Source organism: Streptomyces inhibens, from assembly GCF_022221585.1.
Lineage (GTDB): Bacteria > Actinomycetota > Actinomycetes > Streptomycetales > Streptomycetaceae > Streptomyces > Streptomyces inhibens.
The window spans coordinates 1,112,979-1,136,302 of sequence record NZ_CP084681.1 but is presented as its reverse complement, the minus strand read 5'-3'; the positions used below and the strand labels follow the sequence as shown (position 1 = coordinate 1,136,302).

Genomic DNA, 23,324 nt, shown 5'->3' with positions numbered 1-23,324 from the left:
TCCGCGCAACCACCGGGCCCCGCAGGAGGATGACGGCACGGCCGGCGAAATGGCTCAGCCGCGGCGTGATCCAGGTGTTCCTGCTCGTCATCGGCCTGGTGTGGCTCACCCCCGCCGCCGGCCTCTTCCTCTCCTCCCTCCGTACGGAGGAGGCGAACGCGAGCAGCGGCTGGTGGACCGCCCTCACCGCGCCCGGTCAGCTGTCACTCGACAACTACACGGCGCTGCTGAAGGACTCGGGCATCACCCAGGCGTTCTGGAACACCGTACTGATCTCGGTGCCCACCACCGTCGCCGTCGTGGTGATCGCCGCCCTGGCCGGATACGCCTTCGCCTGGCTGGAGTTCCCCGGCCGGGACTGGATCTTCCTGCTGGTGGTCGCCATGCTCGTGGTGCCGGTCCAGATCGGACTGCTGCCGGTGGCCAAACTGTTCGGCGCGCTCGGCCTGTTCGGCTCCATCCCCGGCGTGGTGCTCTTCCACACCGCCTACGGTCTGCCCTTCGCCATCTTCCTCCTCCGCAACTACTTCGCGGAGATCCCCAAGGAAATGCTGGAGGCCGCGCGGATGGACGGCGGCGGGGAGTGGCGGATCTTCTCCCAACTCGTCCTGCCACTGGGCCGCCCCGCCATCGCCAGCCTCGCCATCTTCCAGTTCCTGTGGGTCTGGAACGACATGCTGGTCGCCCTCCTCTTCGCCGACAACGAGTCACAGCCGCTGACGGTGGCCCTCCAGTCGCAGATGAGGCAGTTCGGCAGCAACATCGGGGTACTGGCGCCCGGCGCGTTCCTTTCCCTGATCGTGCCGCTGGTCGTGTTCTTCGCGTTCCAACGGCATTTCGTGCAGGGCATCATGGCCGGCTCGGTCAAGTAGGCCGCGGTCTGCCGCCGGGGCGGAGTGCGAAGGGACCGATGCACCTCGCACTCTGCCCGGCCCGGCAGCCGGACCGGGCCCGGTCCGTCACCGATGTGCCCCGCCTGCACTCGTGCAGCTCCTCCAAAGGTTCTGCGTGACAGTTGTCCTTCAACAGCGCGCCCCGATTCCCTCCGTTTCCCTCCTCCGGGCAAAGGCCGCGGTAGATACTCAGGTTCGTCCGATATCGTCTCCAGCCGCGGTGAGTTGAGTCGCCCTTTGTCGCCGGAAACGCGGAAGGAATCCCCCATGAATGGCATCCCCGTCTGCGGTCCTGAAGGCCCCATCCGCGCCACGGCCGCCCCGCCGGAATCGCCGCCTGCCGTGCGGGCCGTGCTCTTCGACTTCTCCGGCACCTTGTTCCAGATCGCAACATATGCGGGCAGAATTCGTGCCGCGTTGGAACGGCCGGTGGACGACGGTGCCATGGACCGGCTGCTGGACGGGCTCGAAGCCGGACTGTCGGACCCGGAAGTGATCGAGGCCCAGCGTGCTCGGGATGTGTCCGCCAAGGCTCATCGACACGCCTTCACCACCTGGTATGCGTCGGTCCCGGAGCTGGCACCGGTGGCCGATGTGCTCTACGGCCAGCTGCAGGCTCCTGAGCAGTGGGTGCCGTATGCGGACACCGGGTCCACCCTGGCTCAACTGACGTGCGGTGGCGTAGCGCTGGGGGTGGTCAGTGATGTGGGCTGGGATCTGCGCGCCACCTTCGCCCACCACGGACTGGACCGCTATTTCTCCTCCTGGGTGCACTCCTTCGAGCACCACACCGAGAAGCCGGACCCGTTGCTGTTCCAGCATGCCTGCCGCGAACTGGGCGTCGACCCCGCCGAGACACTGATGGTGGGCGACAATCCGGCCAAGGACGGCGGAGCCGTCGGCGCAGGCCTGCGCTCCTATATCCTGCCGGCCGGCGCCGCGCCTGGACACATCCGAGGGCTCGATGCCGTCCTGCGCCTGACGGGGCTCGCCGGGCCGTGAGGCGTCCAGGCCCGGTCAGTCGCGGGCGATGCCCAAGTCCGTCCGCATGGCGGTGTGCAGATGCTCCAGCTCGCGCAGGAAGCACGCATGGGCTTCTCTGTACTCGCTCGACTCCTTGGACGACCCGGCAACTGTCAGGTCGCGCAAGGTGCGCAGCGCCCTGAAGGCCGCATCGGAAGCCCTGACGGTTTCGGCCGGTGCGGTGATCGTCAGCTGCTGACGCAGCGGGTAGCACGGAGCGAAGGCGTCGTGTGAGTCCCGGCCTCTGGAAGAGGGTTCGGACCCGCGGCTGCTCGTGTGGTTGCCGAAGGTGTGCCGGGCCTGGCTGAGGGCGGCCAAGTACTCGCCGTACAGGTCGCGCAGCACGGCGGAGACCTTGTCCTCCCGTTCGCGCTTTCCGCGACCGCGTTCCACCAACAGCGTCGAGCCTGTCGCGATGACAGCGCCCAGTACGGTCGCAACCAGCGTTGTCCACTCCATGGCGAGAGGCTAAAGGGACAGCGGGGCAGGACCAAGGCGGTCGGCTCCGGCGCTCGCCGGACGGCCGACGCGTACGGAGGTGTGGAGCCCGGCCCCGTCGTAAACAAGTGGACGGACTTCGCCCCGGAGGGTGTGATGGAGCCCGTTGTACTGCCGACACGTTCCGGTGCCGAGGATGTCGGTGTCGAACACGCTCCGGGGCCGAAGTCGCTCCGGGGGACGAAGTCGCTCCGGATGGGGGAAGAGGGTCCATGACCAGCGCGAAGATGCACGCCGACGAGGTCGATATCGACGCGTCCCTGGTCGGCCGGCTGATCGCCGCGCAGTTCCCGCAGTGGGCAGATCTCCCCGTCACCAAGGTCCGCTCCGCCGGCACCGACAACGCGATGTACCGGCTGGGCGACGACATGGCCGTGCGCCTGCCGCTCACCCCTGGCGCCGCCCGCGGGGTCGACAAGGAGCAGCGGTGGCTGCCGCGGCTCGCTCCGCTGCTGCCGCTCGCCGTACCGATGCCGCTCGGCAAGGGCGTTCCCGGCGAGGGGTACGACTTGCCGTGGTCGGTCTACCGCTGGCTCGACGGCGAGAACGTCTTCGACGAGCCCCTCACCGATCTGCGCGCGGCGGCCGTTGAGCTGGGCCGCTTCGTCGTGGCCCTGCGGCAGGTCGACGCCGCGGCCGGACCGCCGTCCTTTCGCGGCGGGCCGCTGCGTACCCGCGATGACGATGTCCGCGTCGCGATCCGGGACTTGGACGCGGACGGCACGCTGGACGGCGAAGCCGCGACGGCGGCGTGGGAAGCGGCGTTGCGGCTTCCGGCGTGGCACGGCGCGCCCGTCTGGGTCCACAGCGACCTCCTGCCGGGAAACCTGCTGGCCCGGGACGGCCGGCTCAGCGCTGTCATCGACTTCGGAGCGCTGGGCGTCGGCGACCCTGCCTGCGACATGATGGCCGCCTGGACGCTGCTGTCCGCCGAGTCCCGCGATCTGTTCCGCGCGGAGGCCGGCGCCGACGACGCGACATGGGCCCGGGGGCGCGGCTGGGCACTGTGCTTCGGGCTCACCGCACTGCACTACTACCGCGTCACCAACCCCGTCCTCGCCGACGTCGGCCGACGCGCGGTGCACGAAGCCCTTGCCGATTGCCGGGGTACCACCACCTGAACCCGGGGCCCGGCCCGGCCGATCCGCAAGAAGGCTGTTGTCAGCGGTGAGTGGTAGAACGCGCCAATGGCCACGACTCCTTCCTGCGATCTCGTTGCCTGGTCGGCCGATTCGACTGCATTGCTGCTCACCGCGTTGCGGGCCGCGGGGCCGGAGCAGGGGTGCTGGGCCTGGTGGGGCGCCTCCGAGGCCCCGCTGACCGCCGGTGCGGTCGCCCGTCACCAGGTGAAGGAGGCCGCGGTACATGCCTACGACGCGCAGCAGACCGTAGGGCTTCGGGAGCCCGTACCGGCGGCCGTTGCCGTGGACGGTGTGGCCGAGTTCCTCACTGTCTCCTACGGCACCTCGGGCCCGTGGCCGCACCGCCCCGCCCGCGTGGGCTGGTATGCGGCCGAAGGCTCCTCCTGGCTGCTCGACCTGACCCCGTCGGGTGCGGTCATCGCCCGCGACGCGGAAGAGAGCCCGGCCGCCGCCGTGCACGGGAGCGCCGGCGAGCTGCTCCTGGCCCTCTTCGGGCGTATACCGCTCCATCGCCTCCGGATCGAGGGCAGTCGGGCTCTGGTCGAAGCGCTGCTCGCCTGGCCATCCCTGGATTGAGCCGCCCAACTGCCTTGCTACGTATGAAAGTTAAGGCAGTTGGGTCGTGTATCAGTACGTCAGTCGCTGAAGTCCCGGAGTACGCCGTCGGCGTCGGTCAGGTCGGCGAACTCGAAGAAGTACATGTTCCCGATGGACAGGTTGGCCTCCACCGAGTAGAGGGCGGAAGCGGTGACGCGGAACGTGCGTCCGTGGTCGTCCCGCAGGCCGATCGCCAGGACCGGCCATTCCGGGGAGGCCAGGGTGGTCTCGTCCACGACGAACAGGCAGCGCTGTTTGCCGGCCGCCTCCTCGGTGAGAAGTTCCAGCAACTGGGCCGCCGTCAGGTTGGCGAAGGCGGGGTTGTCGATGAACTCGACATCGGCGGTGTAGCCCTCTTCTTTGGGGGCGGTGATTGCCGCGCCGGCGGCTTCCCATGCCCGCTGGTTGCGGAAGTCGGTGCGTATGACGGGTGGGGCGTCGGTGGTGGGGAGCATGAGCTGGGGCATGGCGCGCTGCCGTCCTTGTGGGGTGTGGTCGGCCGGATACTCTACTGCCCTTCTACGAAGGGGAGTTGGGGAGGTCCGGGCCCACGGCGGCGCCCCGGGCGGGGGCTCGGCGCGGTTACCGCGAGGACGCGTCACCCGCATAGCGACCGAAGAAGTGCGAGAACCTCTCCAGCGGATCGCCGTCCAGGCTCCACGGCCAGGGCGTTGCCAAACCTTTGGTGGTGCGGAGTACGGTCGCGGCCTCGGCCATCCGCGCGGATTTGAGCAGTGCGTAGGCCAGTACGTTGAGATCGGCCAGCGCTGCCGCATGGTGGAGGAAACCTGGGCTCGGCCAGTAGTGGGCTGCCTGGTCGAGGGCCTTGGCAGCGTCGGGGCGGCGCCAGATTTCGCCCGCGCTGAGGGCGCTCAGGCCGCCGGTGACCACAGCCCGCTGGTGGTTGTGGAGGTGGGCGGTGAGCTCCAGGCCGGCGGCGGGGGCATCGAGCGGCATATCGGAGCGCATGCCGTCGAGCAGGTCGAGTATCAGGGAGCTGGAGCCGCACTCGTCCGGCGACAGATAGCCCAGGGCCTGGAGGTGGGCCTCGCGGTTCCACGGGTCGCGCGCCTTGATCTCGCGCCAGATGGGCGACAGATCCCGGGAGGGGCGTCGCTCCATGCGGAGCGTGGCGAGGTACAGGGTCCACGGGGTGGGGTCGGCGGGGAGCAGGCCGGCGGCGAGTTGGCAGGTCTCGCGGGTGCCTGCCAGGTCGATGGGAGAGCCCTGCCCGGCCTGGATCAGTTCCGACCAGGCGTGGAGGAGGAGCGCGCCGGGGTCCTGCGGGCTGTTCTGGCGCCAGATACCGGGCAGCGCCCGCCCCGCGGCCGCGGCGAGTACCCCCACGCGGTGGGCCCTGCGGTCCCAGTCGTGGCCGGCGTCGTCGATCACGTTCGCCACCAGGGCGAGGACGGAGGTGTCGAGCTGGCCGCGGGACCAGCAGGTCTCCAGGCGCCGCCGGGCCTGGCCCAGGGCGATGTCGTCGAGCTCGGGGAGCAGGCGGGGAAGGCTGCCTTTGCGGCGTCTGAAGGCGGGCATGGCTTCGGAGGCCTTCCGGGGTGAAGTTCGGTGGGACGGGGCCGTGCAGGGCCGTGCGGGCGGCGGTGTCTCTGGGACACCGCCGCCCGCACGTTGGGACTGTACGCTCGCGCGCTCGGTCAGCGGGAGCTGACGGCTGCCTTCTTGTCGGAGTTGCTGCCGAGGCGGTCGCGGACGAGGGAGACCGCGACCACGATCACGGCGAGGAGCACCGACAGCAGGACCTGGATCCGGCCGCCGCCTTCGCTGTCGTCGGTGAGCATGTAGACCAGCACGAACGAGATCATCGCGATGGTGGCCCAGGTGAGGTACGGGAAGAGCCACATGCGGACGACCAGCTTCTCCGGGTTCTCGCGGAGGATGATGCCGCGCATCTTCAGCTGCGAGAAGCAGATGACCAGCCAGACGAAGAGCGCGACCGCGCCGGACGAGTTCAGCAGGAACTGGAAGACGGTGTCCGGCCACAGGTAGTTGAAGCCGACGGCGACGAAGCCGAAGACGACGGAGGCCAGGATCGCGGCCTGCGGGACGCCCCGCGTGTTCGTCTTGGCGAAGGCCCTCGGCGCGTCGCCGCGCTGGCCGAGGGAGAAGGCCATACGGGAGGCGGTGTAGAGACCGGAGTTGAGGCAGGAGAGCACCGCGGTCAGCACGATGACGTTCATGATCTGGCCGGCGTGCGGGATACCGATGGAGTCCAGGGCCGCGACGTACGAGCCCTTCTTGGCGATCGAGGGGTCGTTCCACGGCAGCAGGGAGACGACCACGAGGATCGAGCCGAGGTAGAAGATGCCGACTCGCCAGATGACGCTCTTGGTGGCCTTGGTGACCGCGCGCTCGGGGTCCTCGGACTCACCGGCAGCGAGGGTGACGATCTCACTGCCCATGAAGGAGAAGACGACCATCAGGACGCCGGTGAGGATCGCGCTGGGCCCGTTCGGCAGGAAGCCGCCATGTGCGGTGAGGTTGCTGAAACCGGTTGCCGCGTTGTCGGAGCCGGGCAGCACACCGAAGATCGCCAGGCCGCCGAGGACGATGAAGGCCGCGATGGCGACGACCTTGATGCCCGCGAACCAGAACTCGAACTCACCGAACGACGCGACCGAGGCGAGGTTGGTGGCGGTGAGGACGACCATCACGATCAGCGCCCAGGCCCACTGCGGGACGGCCGGGACCCAGCTGGTGAGGATCGCGGCGCCTGCTGTCGCCTCCACCGCGAGCACTACGACCCAGAAGAACCAGTACAGCCAGCCGATGGAGAAGCCGGCCCAGCGGCCGAGCGCCCGGTCCGCGTAGGCGGAGAACGAGCCGGAGGTCGGGTTGGCGGCCGCCATCTCGCCGAGCATCCGCATCACGAAGACGACCAGCGCGCCGACCAGGGCGTACGACAGCAGGATGCCGGGGCCGGCCGCGGTGATGCCGGAGGCGGAGCCCACGAACAGACCGGCGCCGATGACCCCACCGACGGCGATCATGGACAGATGGCGGTTCTTGAGGCCGGACTGCAGCCCTGACTGCCGCGGAGCCTGACCGCTCCCGGGGGGAGCGGGAGGAGCGGCCACGGGGCTGGGGGGAGGTGTAGTCATCTCGACATCCGTTGCGGTTTAGAGGGGTCATGCACGGGGTGACTGCTGGGATCGCCTCGGTGGTGGACGCACGACAGGGCCGGGTACTGGCAGTTTGGCGATCATGGCCCTGACGAATTTCGAAGCGGCGACACAGGGGACGCAGCCTTCGGATGCCTGCGCGGGTGGGGGAGCGCTTATCGCGCCTCCGCGCTCGTGCTCGCCCTCCTTGTGGGAGGTGAGTCGCATCACGCCCGGATTGGATTTGCGTAAGCGTATGTGGCGGTACGAGGCGGCGTATTTGTGAGGTCCGACAAATTCGCCCTCAATAGCTGTACGAGCGGCCAATGCACATGCCCGGAAAATGGGCTCGCGCCCGGGGAGGGCGGGTGACCGGGTGCGGAAAACCGGGTGGACGATCGGGCGATGAGCGGGCCGTGATCGGCTGGGGATCCCGCTGACCGCGCCCGTTCCGGTCCGCTTCGGAGCGGCTGCTGGTATGGGCGGACAACGTGACCCGGGAACCCTTGGCGTCCCGGACAGATGTCCCTGACGGCCCGCGCTCTAGCGTGAGTTCGGCCATTCCACAGGCCGACGAGCAAGGGGACTCCATGGCCACCCTGCCCTCCGCACCGAACGTACCGACCGGGCCGAACATACCGACCGGATCGAACGTACCGACCGGGCCGAATGTACCGCCCCGGCTCACAGATCCGCACCGACCCCCTACGCCACCAGCGGTGTGCGACGGGAGGGCAACGGGGGACGGAATGCCGCGTGAAGGCGAGGACGCATCCGCGGAGGCCGGGCCGGCGACGGATTCCGCAGGGATCGTGGTGATCGGCGGCACGACGCTGGCACGCCGGGTCTGCGCCTCGCTGGCGGAGAGCGGGCATCCGGTCGACCATCTCGCCGCACCGGACGATCAGGAGCTTCGGCGGGCGCTCGCCGTGCGGCCGGCCGGCGTCGCCGTCCTGGTGGGCGACGACCTGTCCGCGCTGCGCTATGCGCTCGCGGTACGGCATGTCTGCGACACCGTACGGATCGTGGTCACGGTGTTCGACCGCACCGTGGCGCAGCAGCTCCAGTCGCTGCTGCGGCGTTGTGTGACGGTCTCACCCGCCGAACTGCTGGCGCCGACGCTGGCCGGCCTGTGTGTGGACCCTGATGCGCTGGCCGTGTGGAACGACGGGCGGGGTGCGGTGGCGGTCCGCCGGGAGGCGGAGTCCCACGAGGAACGGCTGTCCCGAGGGGAGCGGTTGCCCCAAGGGGAGGGGCTGTCCCAAGGGGAGGGGCTGTCCCAAGGGAAGGGGCTGTCCCAAGGGGAACGGCTGGTGGAGACGGCGTGGCGGGCGAGCGCGGCGGCGCGCCGGCGGGCGGTGTTCGGGCGGCTGCGCGGACAGTTGCAGCCCCATGACGCGGACGCCCGTCTGCTGCTCATCGGGCTGCTGGGCATCGTGGCCGTACTGGCCCTGGACTGGCTGTGGTTGGTCAGCGTTTTCCACAAGCCGGTCAGCACCGCGTTCCTGGAAGCCGCCCGGGTCGTCGCCGGGGTCGGGCCGGCCGTGCCGCACGACGGCCACCCCGGGTACGAGGTGGTGTCCGGGGTGGCGATGCTGGTGACGGTGGGCTTCACCGCTCTGCTGACCGCGGGCATCGTCGACCGGCTGATCGGCCCGCGGCTGGTGGGTGTCCTGGGGCCGCGGGTGCTGCCCCGCTCCGGTCATGTGATCGTGGTCGGGCTGGGCCAGGTCGGACTGCGGCTGTGCCAGACGCTGCGGCAGCTGGGGGTCCCGGTCGTCGGGGTCGAGCGGGAACCGGCCGCCCCGAATCTCCGGCTCGCGCGGTCGATGGGGATACCTGTGGTGCTGGCGCACGGTGAGGACCGGGCGGTGCTCGCTCGGCTGGGGCTGGGGCGCGCCCGGGCGCTCGCCGCGGTCGGCTCCCACGAGCTGGACAATATCGCCGTCGCGGTCGCCGCCCATGGAGTGGCACCGGACATCCGGGTGGTGCTGCGGGCCGGCGAGGACGAGGCGATCGCCGAAACCCGGTCGCTGCTGCCGCTCGGGCTGACGCGCGACATCACCAGGACGAGCGCGGCGTATGTGACCGCTCACCTGACCGCCGGTCCGGCCGGCGCGGGCGCGTTGCCGCGTCGCGTCGTGGCCGATGCCGACCGCGACTATGTCGACCTGCCCGGACGCGGCCTGGTGGGGTGGCCCGTCCCGGCCGGGGACGATTGTGGCCATGTTGCCGGTGGGCTGGGCGAGCCCCGGGGGTGCGGGGGGTGCGGTGCGACCGCCGGGGACGCCGTACGGCCGTAGCCCGCGACGCCGTAGGGAGTGGAGACAGACCGTGACGGGGTACGGGAGCGAGGCCGCGACGCCGTACGGGACAAGGCCTCCCGCTCCGCCCCACTCCTCCCGGGCATCTCCCTCCCGCCCACGTCCTCACGCCGCCAGGCCTTCGGTACCCCCCTCGGACGGCATGCTCTGCTCGGTCCAGATGATCTTGCCGGTCGGTGTGTAGCGGGTGCCCCAGCGCCGGGTGAGCTGCGCGACGATGAACAGCCCGCGGCCGCCCTCGTCGGTGGTCCGGGCGTGGCGCAGGCGCGGTGAGGTGCTGCTGGCGTCGGAGACCTCGCAGATCAGGGCGCCCTGCCGGATCAGACGCAGGGTGATCGGTCCGGTGCCGTGGCGGATGGCGTTGGTGACCAGTTCGCTGACGATCAGCTCGGTGGTGAACAGCAGATCGTCCATGTCCCACTCCGAGAGCTGCCGGCCGGCGAGGGTACGGGCGCTGCCCACGACGGCCGGGTCGGAGCGCAGGTCCCAGGAGGCGACCTGGTGGGCGCTCAGGGCGCGGGTCCGGGCGAGGAGCAGGGCGGCGTCGTCGGACGGCGGGCCGGACAGCAGCGCCTTGACGACATTTCCGCCGATGTCCTTCAGCGCCGGTTCGGGCACCGCGAGGGCGCGGCTCAGCCGGGACAGGCCGATGCCGATGTCCCGGTCGCGGGTCTCGATGAGTCCGTTGGTGTAGAGCGCGATCAGGCTGCCCTCGGCCAGCTCCAGTTCGACGGATTCGAAAGGCAGGGCCCCGAGGCCGAGCGGGGGCCCGGCGGGCAGGTCGGGGAAGTCGACGGAGCCGTCGGGGCCGACGATGGCGGGCGGCAGGTGACTGGCGCGCGCCATGCTGCACCGTCTGCTGACCGGGTCGTACACCGCGTACAGACAGGTGGCTCCCATGAACGTGGCGGCCACGCTCGCGTTCTCGGTGTCCGCGGCCGGGTCGGTGCCGTACGTCTTGACCAGGCCGATGACCAGGTCGTCCAGGCGGGCCAGCAGTTCATCGGGCGGCAGATCGAGGTTGGCCAGGGTGCGTACGGCCGTGCGCAGCCGCCCCATGGTGGCCGCGGCGTTGATGCCGTGTCCGACCACATCCCCGACGACCAGGGCGACCCGCGCCCCGGACAGCGGGATCACATCGAACCAGTCGCCGCCCACCCCGCTCGGGGCGTCCGCCGGGAAGTACCACGAGGCCACTTCCAGGGCGGATCCGCCGGTCAGCTCGTGCGGCAGCAGGTTCTGCTGCATCATCCGGGCCGCGGTGCGCTCGCGGGTGAAGCGGCGCGCGTTGTCGACACACACCGCGGCCCGGGCGACCAGCTCCTCGGCGAGCCGTACATCGTCCGCCACGAACGGCCCGAGACGGCGGGACCGGAAGAACGTCGCCGCGCCCAGGGTGACGCCACGGGCCTGCACCGGCGCCACCATCACCGAGCGGAACCCGAACTCGCGGATGACGGCGGCCCGTACCGGGTCCTCGGTGACCCAGGCGCTGGTGGCGAAGTCCAGGGCCGGTTCCACCAGGGATTCGCCCGTGAGCAGACAGCGGGCGATGGGCGACGAGGGGGAGCGCTGTACGGCTTCGCCCACGGCCAGGCCCGCCTCCGGGCAGCCTTCATGGACCGACTGCTGCCCGCTGCGACGCATGGTGGGTGTGCTGTCGACCGGTCCGGGAACCGGCTCCCCGCCTCTGAGGACGGAGTCCAGCAGATCGACGGCGACGAAGTCGGCGAGCGCCGGCACCGCGACATCGGCCAGTTCCTGTGCGGTCCGGCTGACATCCAGCGTGCTGCCGATACGGGCGCTGGCGTCGTTCAGCAGGGCCAGGCGCTCCTGGGCCCGCCAGCGCTCGGTGACGTCGATGACCATGTACCAGAGGCCGATGCGCCCGCCCTGGGGGTCCGCCAGGCCGAAGAAGGAGGCCGAGTAGGCGCGCTCCTGGTGGGGGTCCGCGTAGGTGGGGCTGCGGAATTCGTAGTCCATCACCGGCGATCCGGTCCGCAGGACCCGCTGCATCCGCTCCTCGAACGCCTCCGCCTCCAGCTGCGGCAGTACGTCCCTGACCTGCCTGCCCAGCCGTCGCTCCAGAGGGATCAGGCGCTCCAGTACGTCGTTCACCCAGACGTACCGCAGATCGTTGTCCAGCACGGCCATGCCGACCGGCGCATGCGCCAGAAACGGTTCGAGCATCAGCTGGTTCACGCCGCCGCCGGGCAGCCGCCACTCCTCAAGTGCGAGCACCGACCAGCGCTCCTGGCCGGCTCCGTCGAGAACCGGCGTGACCTGCACGGCCAGCTGCAGCTCCCGGCCGTCCCGGTGGCGCGCCGCCACCGATCCGCCCCAGCCGTCGCCCGCCCGGCACCACTGGGCGACGGCGGCCACCCGCGCCCTGTCACCCGGCAGCGCCAGCAGGTCCGCCGCGGGACGGTTCAGGATCTCCTCGGCCGGATAGCCGAGCAGCCGCTCGGCCGCCCGGGTCCATGCGGTGATCCGCCCCCGTGCGTCCAGTTCGGCCGTGGCGGCCTTCGCAATGTCGCATACGTGGCCCGACCCCTCTGGCAGGTCGTTCTCCGAGGTCATCATCGCCAGCCCGTCACCTCAATGGTGCATCTCGCCCAGTTTAGGAGAATTACGAACAAAGGGCGGGATGCGTGGGGCGGGCGCAGGAGCTTCGGCTCCACGGACGGGCCGAAAGCGGGCGCGAGTGGTTCGCGCGGCCGCCGCGGCTCAGGTGGCGGGCGGCAGTCGCAGCTGGAGCATGGCCAGCAATCGCTGATCGGGACGGCTCAGATCGAGACCGGTCAACTCCTCGGCCCGGCGGATCCGGTAGCGCAGCGTATTGGGGTGCACATGCAGCTCGGTGGCGGCGGCCCGTACGTCGCCGAAGGCATTCAGATAGGCGAGGACGGACTCGGCCAACTGCCCCTGGCTGCGGCTGTCGTGCGTGACCAGGGCGGTCAGCCGGGGGTCGCGCATGTCCGGGTGCGCGGACAGCAGCGCCAGCACCTCGCTGACGAGCACCTCCGCCTGGATGTCCGGCAGCGCGGCGACCGTGGTGGCGACGCCGACGCTCACCATGGCGTCGAGGATCCGGTCCGCCTCCCGGCGCGACTCGGGGACCTCGCCGAGCCCCGGCACGATGCAGCCGATGGAACCGCGTAGCGACAGCCCCAGGTGGCGCCGCGCGGCGTCGGTGATCTCCTGCCCCCAGGCGCGCAGCGTGCCGATGTCGATACTGCGCGGCAGCTGTGGCAGCAGCACGTAGATACGCGAATCGACCTGGGTGACCAGGGCGCTGCGGTGCCGGGCCGCGGTGTTCACCGAGATCAGGTTGCTGACCTCGGCGCGGGTCAGCTCCGGGGGAGTGGCATCGGCGGCCCCGTACGAGAAGCCCAGGACGGCGGCCGGGCGGGCCGCGTCCAGCGCCAGGTGGCTCGCCAGCGGCTGAGGTCCGGTGCTGCCCTCCAGGAGGCCGGCCGCCAGCGTGCGGGTCAGCGTCAGATCCGCGGAGAGCTCCCGGCGACGCCGTACCAAGTGGAGCGCGGCGACCCGGGCGGCGCCGAGCAGCGCCTGGTCCGAGCGCTCGGTCAGCGGCGACGATCCCTCCTGCACCCAGACGGTGCCCAGTTGCCGGTCCCCGGACCGGATGGCCACCGCGAGCCGGCGGCGGATTCCCAGCTCGGGGTGGCTGTCGATGTTGATCACGTCGTCGGAGGTGCGCAGCCGCTGGAACACGCCCCACTCGCGCAGCCTTGCCAGATACGGTTCCGGGCCCTGCCAGCCCAGGATCGACAGCCGCCGCAGATCGTCGACCTCGTCATGGTCGGCGGAGCGGGAGTAGGCCAGTACCCGGTTGGCGGTGTCCTCGATGCTGACGATGCCGCCGGTGAGAATGGCGGTGGTCTGGGCGAGCGAGAAGAGATCACCCTCCTCGACCCCCTCGCCGGGGCGCCCCGGCGGCGCACTCTCCAGGGCCGCCCGGGCCAGCGCGTCCACCTGCTCCCAGCGCGCTTCGCTCCGTACGGAGAGCAGGGCGACGCCCGCCTCGACGGCGGTCTCGCTGAGCGCCGCGGCCTGCGCCGGAGTGTCCAGTTTGACCGCGACGGCGGCGGCCCCGTCGCGCCCGCCGGCCCGTAGCGCGGGGAACGCGGCGCGACCGCGGGCGCCTATGGCGAGCACCAGCGCACCGGGGTGGGCCATCGGCGGATCCTCGGGGTCCAGCAGCGCGACGCTGCGGATCTCCACGTCCAGCCCGCCGGGCGCCGCCTGGAGCTCCACCAGGGGCTCGCCCAGCGACATCAGCAGCTGGCGCAGGCTGATGCCGGTGCTGGGGGGTGCTGCCGCGGCGGCTGGATCCATGATCGGCGCCTCTGCTGGGGTCGGGTGGCCTGGCTCATAGGGGTGCCGGCCCTCTCGCAGGCACTTCCGAGCACGTCATGCCGAGCGTCCGATCGGCCCACGACTGAGCGGCCGCGCGCGTATGAGCCACGCCAACAGTACTGATGCTAACGGCCGGGGCAACCTTGATCGCCCCGGGCTGTGAGGTGCCGCGACCGGGGTGGCGGCTCGCGGACAGCGAGGGGGCGGTGGTCGGCCCGTATCTCGGTCGTGGAACCGTTCCTCTCCTCGATCGTCTACAGTGATGTAGACCTTCTGGCACTGTAGACGTCCGGGCGCGCGGGGTGCATGCCGGCCCTTACGGGATCCCGGCCCTTACGGGAGGGGAAATCCCACCGCCCCCGGTCCATCTGGGATCATCGCCGACGGCGTCGACGGCGTCGACGGCCGGCTCGCCGCTGTCGCAGGCCCGGTCGCTGGACCGAACGCCCACCGCACCGCGGCGCACCCGCGCCCACCGTCCGCACCATCCCGAGAAATGGATCCCATGAGCGCGATCAGCATCGGCCAAGCCGTCATCCTCGGAGCCGTCGAGGGGGTGACGGAGTTCCTTCCCGTCTCCTCCACCGGTCACCTCAAGATCGCTGAAGGCCTGATGGGGATCCCCGTCGACGAAAAGTCCGTGGTCGGCTTCTCCGCCGTCATCCAGGTCGGAGCGATCGCCGCGGCGCTCGTCTACTTCTTCAAGGACATCGTGCGGATCATGGGAGCGTGGTTCCGCGGACTGGGCAACCGCGAGGAGCGCTACCACCACGACTACAAGTTCGCCTGGTGGGTGATCTACGCCACCATCCCGATCGTCGTCGTCGGCCTGGCCGCCAAGCCCTTGATCGAAGGCCCGCTCGCCTCCCTGTGGGTGGTGGCCGGCTCACTGATCGTCGGCAGCGGTGTGATGTGGGCGGCGGACCAGATGGGCCGCCACAAGCGCGGTGAGGACGACACCTCGCTCAAGGACGCCATGTGGGTCGGGTGCTCGCAGATCCTCGCCCTCCTCTTCCCCGGCTTCTCCCGCTCCGGCGCGACCATGTCCACCGCCCTCATCCTCGACCTGGAGCGCGTCGCGGCCACCCGTCTGTCCTTCTTCCTCGGCATCCCGGCCCTCACCGGCGCGGGCATCTACGAGCTGAAGGACGCGATCGGCTCCGGCGCCTCCGCCGTCCCGCTCGTCATCGGCACCGTCGTCTCCTTCGCGGTCGCCTATGCCTCGATCGCCTGGCTGCTGAAGTTCGTCGCCAAGCACTCCTTCAACTCCTTCGTCATCTACCGCATCCTCGTCGGCGCCCTCCTGTTCGGCCTGCTGGGCATGGGCGTCCTCAGCTGACGACCACAGAAGGGGCCCCGACGGGCCGCCGACGGTCGGCCGTCGGCCCGCCGGGGCCCTGACCGTGCAGGTCTCCTGCAGCCGGTGCCGTCCGGCGGGGCACGGAGCTGTGACGGCCCCCATCGCGTACTGCGGCGACTCGACGCCGCCGTGGCCGAGGACGAGACCCGCCGGCCGGCGACCTGTCTGCCGTCCTGGGTGGATTCGGCGCGCGGTATCGCCGCGTTCGCCGGCGCGGGCCATCTCCCGCCGGCGGTCGTCGGCAAGGAGGGCACCACCGATCTGGTGCAGGTGCCGGTCGGCCCGCCCTTGGGCACGGGGGTGGGCGGATATGAACTCGTCACGCGCTCCCTCACCCCCGAGGAGACGTTGCTGATGTTCACGGACGGCCTCGTCGAGCGGCGTGGGGAAAACATCGATGTCTCGGTTGAACGGACGCGGGGCGCGGTCCGTATATACGGGTAAGCCGCGGGATTTTCCCCGATTCCCGGGCCCGGCCCCGGCTTTCCTGTGGCCCCGGGCCGTACGGCCGCTCCGCCCACGCACCCCCCTGGCGCGGCGGAGCGGCCGTCCTCCGTACCTCTCCTTCCGGCACCGGCCGGGCCCACGCGCCCGACGCGTGGGAACCAATTGCCGGTGCCGGCCGACTGACTGGACCAGGTCCTGGAAGTTGGCCGGAGTTGCCGGGAGGGTGTTGTGCGGGCGAGCGGTGGCGGGGATATAGCGGACGGCGGTGCGCGGGCGTCCGGCGCGGGCGGGTGGGCGCTGACGGCGTTGCTGACGTCGGCGATGGCGTTCTCGATGCTTCAGCTGTTCGTGATCGGGGCGTTCGGGCCGCGGCTCGTCGGCGAAGGGACGATCTCCGGCACCGTGCTGGGGCTGACCACCACCGCGGGCTTCGGGGCGGCGGCGCTGCTGTCGCCGATGGCGGGGCGGCTGGTGGACCGGGTGGGGCCGCGGCGCTGCCTGGTGGCGCTGTTGCTGCTCACCGCCGCGTCGCTGACGTTGATAGGTCTCGCCCCGGGGACGGTGCTGCTGCTGGCCGCGGTGGCGCTCGGCGGGCTGCCGCAGGCGCTCGCCAACCCGGCGACCAACAAGGTCATCCTGGCTGCCGTTCCCGCGGAGCGGCGCGCCGGAGTCACCGGCCTCAAGCAGTCGGGGGTGCAATTCGGGGCCTTCGCCGCGGGGTTGCCGCTGTCGCTGCTCGCGGCCGGTGTCGGCTGGCGGGGCGCTGTCTGGGCGGCGGCCGGTGCCTCGGCGCTGGCGGCCCTGTGGGCGGCCCGCACCCTGCCGCCCGATCCGCCGCGCGCCTCCTCCGGTCCGCGTGCCGCTGCGCCCACGCCCGCGCGTGGTGTGACCCGGCGGCTGGCCGTCTTCTCGCTGTTGCTGGGCTGCGGTATCGCGTCCGTCAACACCTATCTCGCGTTGTTCGGTGCGCAGCGGCTGGGGCTGTCGCCGACCGCGGCCGCGGCGCTGGTGGCCGTACTCGGCGTGGCCGGTATCGGCGGGCGGGTGGGCTGGTCCCGCAGGGCGGGGAGGCCGGGGCGGGCCGAGGCCCTGCCGGCGCTGCTGGCGGCCGGCGCGGTGGGCTCGGCGGTGCTTCTCGCCGCGTCGGTCCGCGTACATCCGCTGGCGTGGGTGGCGGTGGTGGCGGTCGGGTCGTTCGCGGTGTCGGCGAACGCGGTCTCCATGGTGGTGGTGCTGCGGAACGCCGCGCCGGGGCGCGCCGGGCAGGATTCGGCTCTGGTGTCGGCGGGGTTCTTCGCCGGTTTCGCGGTGGGGCCGCCGTTGTTCGGCGCGCTGGTCGCCGCGACGGGGTACGGCGCGGGCTGGTGCGCGGTGGCGGTGGAGTTCGCGGTGGCGGCGCTGATAGCCGTACCGCTGATGCCGCGGTGGGCCCGAGCGGCCGAAGCGGCCGAAGCGGCCGGAGCGGCCGGAGCGGCCGGAGCGGCCGGAGCGGCCGGAGCGGCCGGAGCGGCCGGAGCGGCCGGAGCGCAAGATGCCTGAGGCGTCCGGATGCGCGGGGTGGGCCGCGCCTGCGCTGGCCGCGGTGCTGGCCCGGGTCCGGGAGAGCACGGACGAGACCGGGGCGCGCTTTCCGCTGTACGCCGACCCCGCGACCGGCTCATGGAAGTCCACCACGCGCGGATCGTGGACGGGCGGATTCTGGGCCGGGCTGCTGTGGCTGCGTGCCCTTGCCACCGGCGATCCCGGGGACCGGTCGGCGGCCGCGGACTGCACCCGGAGGCTGGCGTACTGGGTCGAACAGGACACCGCCACCAGGGGATTGATCTTCTGGTACGGCACGGCGCTCGCTGCCGGGCCCGGTCAGGACAGCGCTGCCGCCGCGTTGCGGGACGAGGCGGCGCGGGCGTGCCTGGCCGCGTACGACCCGCAGCGGGGGCTGGTGCCCTGGGGCGATGCGTTCGGCGGGCCGCGGCTGCTGGCGCGCGCGGACGGGGTGCCGGGCCTGGTTCCGCTGCTCGCGGGTCCGGTGAACGGCGGCGCAGCCGCGGCATACGGGCATCTGACGCGGCATCTGACGCTCTGTCAGTCCGAGGAGCCGCCGCGCCCGGCGTGGCAGGCGGGGACCGGCGATACGTGGACGCCACACGCCGCGCCGCCGCTCGGATGGAGCCGTACGGTGCCATGGCTGCTGCTGGGGGCGGCGGACGGACTGCACTGCCTGGCGGAGGACGGCGGGCTGTGGGAGGCGGTGGAACGGCTGGCCGCACCGCGGCTCGCGCCCGGCGTACCGCTCGTACCGCGGGCGCGGGAAGGGCATCCGCCGTCTCCGCCGGTTTCGTCAATTCCGTCAGCCCCATCGGATCCGCTGAACCCGCTGAACCCAGTGAACCCACTGGACACCTCCGCAGCCGCCATCGAAGCCGTCGCCCTTCTCAAACTCGCCGCCCTGGCAAGGACGACGGGCCGCGGAGCCATGGCGAGCCGCGCGGCGGACCGGGCGCACCGGATCCTGCGGCACCTGTCGGAGGCGCATCTGTCGCCCAGGGGCGGGCTGTTGAACGGCTGCTACGACGCCGAGCACGGCCTCGCCCCGCGCCATGAGCTGATCTGGGGCGACTACTTCCTGGCGTCGGGACTGGCGACGCTCACCGGCCTGACGGATCCGTTCGCGGCGTGACGTCGTAGTCGCGCAGCACCCGCCGGGCCACCGCCGCGACATGCAGCTCGTCCGGCCCGTCCAGCAGACGGGCCGCGCGGCCCGTACGGAACAGGCCGGGCAGCGCGGTGTCCGGCCCGAGCCCGGCCGCGCCGTGCACCTGGATGGCGGCGTCGGCGACCTGTTGCAGCATCCGGGCCGCCGCCACCTTGGCCATCCCGGTCTCCAGCCGGGCGTCCTCGCCCGCCGCCAGCCGCGCGACGGCCTCGTACACCAGGGGTCGCGTGGTGCGCAGGGCCAGCAGTGAGTCGAAGACCAGCTGCTGCACCAACTGCCGGCCGGCCAGCGGGCCGGACGACTGCTCCCGCGAGTTGGCGCGCCGGCACATCAGGTCGAAGGCCCGCTCGGCCTGTCCGAGCCAGCGCAAACAGCGCAACACCCTGCCGAGCCGCAGCCGTTCGCCGGCGATCCGCAGCGCCTCGCCCCGCTCTCCCACCATGTGGTCCGAGGGCACGGTCACGCCGTCGAGCTCGATCTCCCACTGGCCGCCGGCTCCCAGGACCGGCAGCTCGCGCAGCACCGTGAATCCGGGGGCGGTCGTGGGCACCAGGAACAGGGACAGGCCGTCGGTTCCGGTCCCGGCACCGTCGATACGGGCCATCACGGTGACCAGATCGGCCTCGCCGGCGCCCGTGATGAACCACTTGCGGCCGTGCAGCGTCCAGGACCCGTCGGGCCCGGCGACCGCACGGGCCGTGGTCGACACCGGGTCCGTGCCGGGCGTATCGGGCTCGGTCATCGCGTAGCAGGCGCGCAGCCCACCGGAGGTGAGGGCGGGCAGCCGCTGTTCCCGTACGGCGGGCCGGGCGTGCCGGCCGAGCATCAGCACATCGAGCAGGGGAGCGGAGCCGAGCGCGGCGGGGCCGTGATCGCTGGCCCCCTCCACCTCGGCCAGATGCGCATACCGCGCCAGGCCGATGCCCTGCCCGCCGTATTCCTCGGGTATCGGCAGCGCCCACAAGCCGGCCTGCTTCGCCTCGTCCTGCAGCCGGCGTAGTGCGGTGCGGGCCGGTGCACCGCCGGCGTCGAGCACCGGCTCACAGGGCATCACCCGCTCCCGTACGAACGCCGCGACGCGCCCGCGCAGCTCTGCCACCTCGGGCGGACAGCCGGGCTGCCCGAGCCCGGCGGCACCGGGCGCACGGCCCACTTCGGGTGCGCTCTCGGCGGCGTTCAAGGGGTGCATGGTGCTCCTTCGCGTTCACCGGGAACTCGGTGAACCGGCAGTCCGACTTACTGGCCGTGGAGTTGGTCGGCGGCAGTCGCCGGCCGGTTCCCGCAACCACGCAGGAGATGCGGCGGAGGTGCCGCCGCGAGAGAGGAGTGCCGTGGGACACCCCGCCGTCACCCGCGCGCGCCGGCCGTTGGCCGACCTGACCGTACGGGTCGCGGGCCCGTCTGCCCTCACGGCGCCGGCGATGAGCCATCTACGGGCGCTGGGCGCCACGTTGGAGACGACCGAGGAGCCGGGCGGCCCGGCACACTTCGCGGTCACCGGCCGCCATCCGGGCGAGATCACCGCGCGTACGTCATGGGCCGACGTACTGCCGGGTGCGGACGCCGCGGACGAGGCGACGGTGCAGGCCGCCACCGGCGTGATGCAGGTGCACGGCAGGCGCCAGGGCGAGCCGCGCGGTCTGGCCGTCGACTACGCGGCGACCTGCGCCTCGGTGCTGACCGTCCAGGGCCTGCTCGCCGCCCTGATCGGCCGGGCCCGGGGGAGTGCGCACGGCGCGCACCTCACCACCGGCGCCGACCGGGCCGCGCTGCTCACCGTCTCGCAGTACCTCGCGGCGGCGAACGCGCCGGAGACCGAAGCGGTGGACCTCTCCCCGGGCGGGCCGCCCTTCACGGCCCGCTGCGGCACCCTTTTCGAACTGGAGGCGCTGGACCCCGCGCCCTGGGCACGGTTCTGGCGGGAACTCGGAGCGCCGGAAGAGTCGATACGTGCCGGCTGGCGTCCTTTCCAGTTCCGTTACGCCACGGCTTGCGCCCCGATACCCGCCTCGCTGCACCGCACGGCGGGTACCGCCTCGTGGGCACGGGTCCGGCAGGCCGCGGAGCTCTCGGGAGCCGAGGTGTGCCGGGTGCGGTCGCTGTCCGACCGTGCGGCGGAGGAGGCGGCCGGAGCGCCGTGGACCCTGACCCCGTACGACGGGCCGGGCAGCGCTCCGGCCGCGGGCCCCGTCCCCGAGGGCGCGCTGCCGCTCTCCGGGCTGACCGTCCTGGAGGCGGGCCGCCGCATCCAGGCACCCTTGGCAGCCCATCTGCTCGGCATGCTCGGCGCGGATGTCCTACGCATCGAGCCACCGGGCGGCGACCCGCTGCGCGGTATGCCGCCCTGCTGCTCCGGCATCTCCGCCCGGTGGCTGGCCCTCAACAGAGGCAAGCGCGCCGTACAGATCGACATCAAGTCCCCGGCCGGCCGCGCCGAGTTGCGTGAGCTGGCCGCCGGAGCGGATGTCTTCCTGCACAACTGGGCACCGGGGAAGGCGGAAGAACTCGGGCTGGACAGCGACCGCCTGGCGGCCGTGAACCCGGGACTGGTCTACGCGTACACCAGCGGCTGGGCAGGGCGGCTGGCCGATGCCCCGATGGGCACCGACTTCATGGTGCAGGCCCGCACGGGTGTCGGTGCGGCCGTACACCCCGCCGACGAGGCGCCGGTGCCCTCCCTGATGACCCTGCTCGATGTGCTCGGCGGGCTGCTCGGAGCCGAGGCGATCCTCGGCGGACTGCTGCTGAGAGAGCGCGGCGGCCGGGGCGTACGAGTGGAATCGTCGCTGCTCGGCGCCGCCGACACGCTCACCGGGCCGGCGCTGCGGCGGGCCGCGGCCGGAGCGGAACCGCGCCGCCCGGCCGGATTCCGCCGCCCCTTGGCGACCGCCGACGGATGGCTCACGCCGAGCGACGACTCCGCGCCCGCCGCACAGGAGCGGTCGGCCCGGCTACGGGAGCGGACCACGGACCAGGCGGTCGCCGAGCTGCGCGCACAGGGGCTTTCCGCCACCGCTGTCACCACCGACCTGCCCGCACTGCCGCAGGACCGCCGACTGAACGGCGCCTTCGCCCGCGACCCGCACGGCGCTCTCATCATTCCCTCGCCCTGGAGGTTCCAATGACGCCTCGGTTCCCCGACTTGGTGCCCGCCACGCTGCGCCGCACCTGGGCCGCCGCGGGGCACTGCCCCGACCTCGACCTGTACGCGCTGTTCCGGGCGCAACGGATCGCGGCGCCACACCGCGCCGCCGTGATCGACGCCCGGGGCGAGCTCAGCTACGCGGAGCTGGACAGACAGGCCCGATGTCTGGCCGCCGGCCTCGCCGAGGCCGGTGTCTGCCCGGGGGATGTGGTCGGTGTGCAACTCGCCAACGGCAGGGAGGGAGTGGCCGCCGACCTCGCTCTGGCCGCGCTCGGCGCCGTAGCGCTGCCCTTTCCGGTCGGCCGTGGCGGGCGCGAGGCCCTGTCGCTGCTCGGCCGCTCCGGAGCCCGGGCGGTGATCGCGGCCACCACACACCGCGGCATCGACCACGCCGCGGAGCTGGCGAAGCTGGCCGACGAGCTGCCGTCCCTGCGTGCGGTGATCGCCGCCGGCCCCGGCCCCGTCCCCGCCGGCTGTCCGTCCTGGGCCGATCTGCTGACCACCGGGGAGGACGCCTTCACCCCGCACCGCTGTGACCCCGACACGGTGGCCCGGATCCTGGTCTCCTCCGGCTCCGAGGCCGAGCCGAAGATGGTGGCGTACTCGCACAATGCGCTGGCCGGCGGCCGCGGCAACTTTCTGGGCTCGCTGCTCGCCGGCGACACCCACCCGCGCTGTCTGTTCCTCGTCCCGCTCGCCTCCGCGTTCGGCAGCAACGGCACCGCCGTCACCCTCGCCCGGCACGGTGGAACGCTGGTACTGCTCGACCGGTTCGCACCCGAGGCCGCCCTCGACGCGATCCAGGCCCATCGGCCGACCCATGTCCTCGGCGTCCCCACCATGATCCGGATGATGCTGGAGCGCCGGCCGTCCGCGGGCGGCCCGGCCGTGACGCCGACGGCGCTGATACTCGGCGGCTCCGCACTCGACGCCGCCACCCGCCAGGAGGCGGAGCGGGCGTTCGGCTGTCCGGTGGTCAACCTCTACGGATCGGCCGACGGCGTCAACTGCCACACCGGATACGGCGAGGAGGCCGCGCCGAAGGACGGTCCGGGAGTCAGGGTGGGACGCCCCGACCCCGCCGTCTGCGAGATCACCATCGCTCCGCTGCCGGGCGGTGCCCCGGGCGAGGCCGGTGAGATCCTCGCCCGCGGCCCCATGACACCCCTGTGCTACGTCGGCGCGCCCGAGCTGAACATGCGCTACCGCACGGCGGACGGCTGGGTGCGCACCGGCGATCTGGGTCTGCTCGACGCCGACGGCACCCTCCGCGTGGTCGGCCGGCTCAAGGACATCGTGATACGCGGCGGGGCCAACATCAGCCCCGCCGAGGTCGAGGGCGAGCTCTCCGCCCACCCGGACATCCGCGACGTGATCTGCGTCGGGGTGCCCGATCCGCTGATGGGCGAACGGCTCGCGGCCTGCGTGGTGGCACGGGCCGGCCGGGAGATCTCGCTGGCGGGCCTGACCGCCCATCTCGATGCGCGCGGGGTGGAACGCCGTAAGCATCCGGAACGGCTGCTGCGGCTGACCGGAGATCTGCCGCTCACACCCGCCGGCAAACCCGACCGGGCCGCACTGCGTGCCCGGCTCGCGAGTGCCGAGGCCGTCCGCAGCGCCCCGGCCGGCCGGGCGCAGGCGGGCTGATACGACGGTGGAGGGGCCGCCCGACGGGCAGCC

At 72.1% G+C, this 23,324-nt stretch carries 17 protein-coding genes and 1 pseudogene; 11 read left to right on the top strand and 7 right to left on the bottom strand.

Annotated features, from left to right (window positions below; translation table 11 throughout):
- Positions 1-29: 29 nt before the first annotated feature.
- Positions 30-872: a carbohydrate ABC transporter permease gene (locus tag KI385_RS05395; protein WP_128502612.1), complete on the top strand. Its 843-nt coding sequence runs from the start codon at positions 30-32 to the stop codon at positions 870-872.
- 288 nt (positions 873-1,160) lie between these two features.
- The gene (locus KI385_RS05390; protein WP_238571073.1) at positions 1,161-1,895 is read left to right on the top strand and encodes an HAD family hydrolase; all 735 of its coding nucleotides are present in this window, start codon (positions 1,161-1,163) and stop codon (positions 1,893-1,895) included.
- A 15-nt stretch (positions 1,896-1,910) separates the two neighbouring features.
- On the opposite strand, the gene KI385_RS05385 is transcribed toward KI385_RS05390, so the two are convergent.
- The gene (locus tag KI385_RS05385) at positions 1,911-2,375 is read right to left on the bottom strand and encodes a hypothetical protein (RefSeq protein ID WP_238571072.1); all 465 of its coding nucleotides are present in this window, start codon (positions 2,373-2,375) and stop codon (positions 1,911-1,913) included.
- Between the two features lie 251 nt (positions 2,376-2,626).
- Between KI385_RS05385 and KI385_RS05380 the strand changes: the two genes are divergently transcribed.
- Together KI385_RS05380 and KI385_RS05375 are read left to right on the top strand one after the other, a co-directional pair.
- Positions 2,627-3,535: an aminoglycoside phosphotransferase family protein gene (locus tag KI385_RS05380; RefSeq protein ID WP_238571071.1), complete on the top strand. Its 909-nt coding sequence runs from the start codon at positions 2,627-2,629 to the stop codon at positions 3,533-3,535.
- Between the two features lie 66 nt (positions 3,536-3,601).
- Positions 3,602-4,132, top strand: coding sequence for a maleylpyruvate isomerase N-terminal domain-containing protein (locus KI385_RS05375; protein WP_238571070.1), 531 nt, complete (start codon positions 3,602-3,604; stop codon positions 4,130-4,132).
- Positions 4,133-4,191: 59 nt separating this feature from the next.
- Here the strand turns inward: KI385_RS05375 and KI385_RS05370 are convergent, their stop codons facing one another.
- From KI385_RS05370 to KI385_RS05360, 3 genes are all read right to left on the bottom strand, one after another.
- Positions 4,192-4,620 (bottom strand): DUF6924 domain-containing protein, encoded by a 429-nt coding sequence (locus KI385_RS05370; RefSeq protein WP_238571069.1) that lies wholly within the window; start codon positions 4,618-4,620, stop codon positions 4,192-4,194.
- Positions 4,621-4,735: 115 nt separating this feature from the next.
- Positions 4,736-5,692, bottom strand: coding sequence for a hypothetical protein (locus KI385_RS05365; protein ID WP_238571068.1), 957 nt, complete (start codon positions 5,690-5,692; stop codon positions 4,736-4,738).
- A 119-nt stretch (positions 5,693-5,811) separates the two neighbouring features.
- Positions 5,812-7,275, bottom strand: a complete 1,464-nt coding sequence (locus KI385_RS05360) for an amino acid permease (protein WP_238571067.1) — start codon at positions 7,273-7,275, stop codon at positions 5,812-5,814.
- A gap of 749 nt (positions 7,276-8,024) precedes the next feature.
- Between KI385_RS05360 and KI385_RS05355 the strand changes: the two genes are divergently transcribed.
- Positions 8,025-9,578, top strand: a complete 1,554-nt coding sequence (locus KI385_RS05355; RefSeq protein WP_238571066.1) for an NAD-binding protein — start codon at positions 8,025-8,027, stop codon at positions 9,576-9,578.
- A gap of 126 nt (positions 9,579-9,704) precedes the next feature.
- Here the strand turns inward: KI385_RS05355 and KI385_RS05350 are convergent, their stop codons facing one another.
- Both KI385_RS05350 and KI385_RS05345 read right to left on the bottom strand, forming a co-directional pair.
- Positions 9,705-12,182 carry a SpoIIE family protein phosphatase gene (locus KI385_RS05350; RefSeq protein WP_425356871.1) on the bottom strand — a complete coding sequence of 826 codons (2,478 nt, stop codon included), beginning with the start codon at positions 12,180-12,182 and terminating at the stop codon, positions 9,705-9,707.
- 144 nt (positions 12,183-12,326) lie between these two features.
- Positions 12,327-13,958 (bottom strand): PucR family transcriptional regulator, encoded by a 1,632-nt coding sequence (locus KI385_RS05345; RefSeq protein WP_238571065.1) that lies wholly within the window; start codon positions 13,956-13,958, stop codon positions 12,327-12,329.
- 526 nt (positions 13,959-14,484) lie between these two features.
- On the opposite strand from KI385_RS05345, the gene KI385_RS05340 reads away from it, so the two are divergent.
- From KI385_RS05340 to KI385_RS05325, 4 genes and pseudogenes are all read left to right on the top strand, one after another.
- Positions 14,485-15,318: an undecaprenyl-diphosphate phosphatase gene (locus KI385_RS05340; RefSeq protein ID WP_238571064.1), complete on the top strand. Its 834-nt coding sequence runs from the start codon at positions 14,485-14,487 to the stop codon at positions 15,316-15,318.
- Between the two features lie 75 nt (positions 15,319-15,393).
- Positions 15,394-15,753 (top strand): annotated as a pseudogene (locus KI385_RS05335) (PP2C family protein-serine/threonine phosphatase); the annotation flags it as partial.
- Positions 15,754-16,014: 261 nt separating this feature from the next.
- A complete protein-coding gene (locus tag KI385_RS05330) occupies positions 16,015-17,325 on the top strand; it encodes an MFS transporter (RefSeq protein ID WP_238571063.1) in 1,311 nt (436 codons plus the stop codon).
- Positions 17,318-18,463, top strand: a complete 1,146-nt coding sequence (locus KI385_RS05325) for a sugar ABC transporter permease (RefSeq protein ID WP_238571062.1) — start codon at positions 17,318-17,320, stop codon at positions 18,461-18,463. Before KI385_RS05330 ends, KI385_RS05325 begins: the two co-directional genes overlap by 8 nt.
- Here the strand turns inward: KI385_RS05325 and KI385_RS05320 are convergent.
- On the bottom strand, positions 18,432-19,688 hold the full coding sequence (locus KI385_RS05320; protein WP_238571061.1) for an acyl-CoA dehydrogenase family protein: 1,257 nt from the start codon (positions 19,686-19,688) through the stop codon (positions 18,432-18,434). The two genes, KI385_RS05325 and KI385_RS05320, sit on opposite strands and share 32 nt — an antisense overlap.
- Before the next feature lie 142 nt (positions 19,689-19,830).
- Here KI385_RS05320 and KI385_RS05315 point away from each other — a divergent pair, with 142 nt between their 5' ends.
- Together KI385_RS05315 and KI385_RS05310 are read left to right on the top strand one after the other, a co-directional pair.
- Positions 19,831-21,624, top strand: coding sequence for a CoA transferase (locus KI385_RS05315; protein WP_425356870.1), 1,794 nt, complete (start codon positions 19,831-19,833; stop codon positions 21,622-21,624).
- A complete protein-coding gene (locus KI385_RS05310) occupies positions 21,621-23,291 on the top strand; it encodes an AMP-binding protein (protein WP_238571060.1) in 1,671 nt (556 codons plus the stop codon). Before KI385_RS05315 ends, KI385_RS05310 begins: the two co-directional genes overlap by 4 nt.
- Positions 23,292-23,324 lie beyond the last annotated feature (33 nt).

Coding starts and splice junctions, on each gene's coding strand:
- KI385_RS05365 (WP_238571068.1), bottom strand. CDS start 5,692: ATGCCCGCCTTCAGACGCCGCAAAGGCAGCCTTCCCCGCCTGCTCCCC.
- KI385_RS05310 (WP_238571060.1), top strand. CDS start 21,621: ATGACGCCTCGGTTCCCCGACTTGGTGCCCGCCACGCTGCGCCGCACC.
- KI385_RS05320 (WP_238571061.1), bottom strand. CDS start 19,688: ATGCACCCCTTGAACGCCGCCGAGAGCGCACCCGAAGTGGGCCGTGCG.
- KI385_RS05345 (WP_238571065.1), bottom strand. CDS start 13,958: ATGGATCCAGCCGCCGCGGCAGCACCCCCCAGCACCGGCATCAGCCTG.
- KI385_RS05375 (WP_238571070.1), top strand. CDS start 3,602: ATGGCCACGACTCCTTCCTGCGATCTCGTTGCCTGGTCGGCCGATTCG.
- KI385_RS05370 (WP_238571069.1), bottom strand. CDS start 4,620: ATGCCCCAGCTCATGCTCCCCACCACCGACGCCCCACCCGTCATACGC.
- KI385_RS05360 (WP_238571067.1), bottom strand. CDS start 7,275: ATGACTACACCTCCCCCCAGCCCCGTGGCCGCTCCTCCCGCTCCCCCC.
- KI385_RS05340 (WP_238571064.1), top strand. CDS start 14,485: ATGAGCGCGATCAGCATCGGCCAAGCCGTCATCCTCGGAGCCGTCGAG.
- KI385_RS05325 (WP_238571062.1), top strand. CDS start 17,318: ATGCCTGAGGCGTCCGGATGCGCGGGGTGGGCCGCGCCTGCGCTGGCC.
- KI385_RS05380 (WP_238571071.1), top strand. CDS start 2,627: ATGACCAGCGCGAAGATGCACGCCGACGAGGTCGATATCGACGCGTCC.
- KI385_RS05395 (WP_128502612.1), top strand. CDS start 30: ATGACGGCACGGCCGGCGAAATGGCTCAGCCGCGGCGTGATCCAGGTG.
- KI385_RS05390 (WP_238571073.1), top strand. CDS start 1,161: ATGAATGGCATCCCCGTCTGCGGTCCTGAAGGCCCCATCCGCGCCACG.
- KI385_RS05350 (WP_425356871.1), bottom strand. CDS start 12,182: ATGATGACCTCGGAGAACGACCTGCCAGAGGGGTCGGGCCACGTATGC.
- KI385_RS05385 (WP_238571072.1), bottom strand. CDS start 2,375: ATGGAGTGGACAACGCTGGTTGCGACCGTACTGGGCGCTGTCATCGCG.
- KI385_RS05355 (WP_238571066.1), top strand. CDS start 8,025: ATGCCGCGTGAAGGCGAGGACGCATCCGCGGAGGCCGGGCCGGCGACG.